This window comes from Acetobacter suratthaniensis (genome assembly GCF_017377745.1).
Classification (GTDB): domain Bacteria; phylum Pseudomonadota; class Alphaproteobacteria; order Acetobacterales; family Acetobacteraceae; genus Acetobacter; species Acetobacter suratthaniensis.
Map to the genome: position 1 here is coordinate 1 of NZ_JAFVMG010000049.1, position 1,417 is coordinate 1,417.

Consider the following 1,417-nt stretch of genomic DNA (forward strand, 5'->3'; position numbering starts at 1 on the left):
CACGACTTTATGCCGGAACCAGCTGTTAGAGGCAGCGGACACACCAGACGCCTTCGGCGGCCTACGGCGGGCGCGTCACACGCGCCCCCTGGTGCAGCACCGACCTTTTGGCAGGCGCGGGGCGTTTTGCTCAGGAGTGAAGGAGTGGGGTGGGGCGATTATGCCTCCTGTCCGCCGTTCTGGGGCGGGTTGCACAGGGCATCGAGGTATAGAATCATCCTGTGAAAATATAAAAAACGGCGAAAACAGTTTGTTATTTTTTCAATGAATACATAACAAGTAACCGAAATAATTACGAAATATTGTTTCGTTTATCGGTGCAAAAAAGAATGAAAAAACATGCTTTTTTGGCTGTTTTTCGCGCTTTTTTGCTTGTGCTGTTTTTCTTGGCGTACTAATCTTTACTTGTTGAGAGGGAACAGGCCCGAACAACAAAGCGCCCCGGTCGGTGTATCGAGCACCAAACCGGGACTAGCCAGAACAGAAAGGGATAGTTTCATGTCCAACGTAAACGACACTGTAAGCATTTTGCCTGCATTTTCGCAAGGTACTGTGGAGGGGCTGCATTACTCAGATCTGACACTCGCGGCCTTGGTGGAACGATACGGCTGGCAATACTATGATGCACAGCGGCCCCAGAATGGTGTGGAACGTCTGTTTGTCGGGATTGCCGCCGATGGAATGATGAGTCCTGATGGCGCACGCTATCTTAGCGCCAATTATTCCGCAGATCCGGAAAGCCGCCGGTATATCGCCCTGCATTATGGGTTTGACCTGCTCAAAGATTGGGACGGTCGGGAAGGAACGCCAGCGGAGATCGCTGCCCAGGTAAACAAATGGGCGGAGCAGTACGCCCAGAGGGAACGGGCCACGCTGAAAGCCGCTTAAATCGTAATTCAGATCAGCGATATTCTTCTCAATATTTTTGGTGGAGCAGACACATGGCAGGCAGCGTCAACAAGGTCATTCTGGTCGGCAATCTGGGCAAAGACCCCGAAGTGCGTATGAGTCAGGCCGGGGCAAAGATCGTTTCTTTCACGCTGGCGACGAGCGACACATGGAACGACCGGGCTTCGGGTGAGCGCCGCGAACGCACGGAATGGCACCGGGTGGTGATTTTCAACGACCGTCTGGCTGATGTGGCCGAGCGCTTTCTGCGCAAAGGGCGGCAGGTTTATCTGGAAGGTTCTCTCCAGACCCGCAAATGGACGGATCAGGGCGGGCAGGAACGCTACACCACCGAGGTTGTGCTTGCGGCTTTTCGGGGTGAACTGACCCTTCTGGACAGCCGCCCGGATGGCGAAACCGGTGGCCAGTATGGTGCGGCTCCCGAGCGCAGGCAGGCGGCTCCCGCTTACGGCAACACTGGCCCGGTGGACGAAATCTCGTTCTGAGCGGCGGAAAATGGCGCGCGTCT

2 protein-coding genes are annotated in these 1,417 nt (G+C 55.0%); both read left to right on the forward strand.

The genetic code is table 11. The annotated features are described in order from the left end of the window. The first annotated feature begins 498 nt into the window (after positions 1-498). On the forward strand, positions 499-888 hold the full coding sequence (locus J2D75_RS14235; protein ID WP_207855447.1) for a hypothetical protein: 390 nt from the start codon (positions 499-501) through the stop codon (positions 886-888). Between the two features lie 53 nt (positions 889-941). Next, entirely contained in the window at positions 942-1,394 is a 453-nt protein-coding gene (ssb, locus tag J2D75_RS14240; protein ID WP_207855448.1) for a single-stranded DNA-binding protein, read from the forward strand. Positions 1,395-1,417 lie beyond the last annotated feature (23 nt).

Bases quoted from the DNA above. Each gene is read 5' to 3' on its own strand.
- J2D75_RS14235 (WP_207855447.1), top strand. From the start codon at position 499: ATGTCCAACGTAAACGACACTGTAAGCATTTTGCCTGCATTTTCGCAA.
- ssb (WP_207855448.1), top strand. From the start codon at position 942: ATGGCAGGCAGCGTCAACAAGGTCATTCTGGTCGGCAATCTGGGCAAA.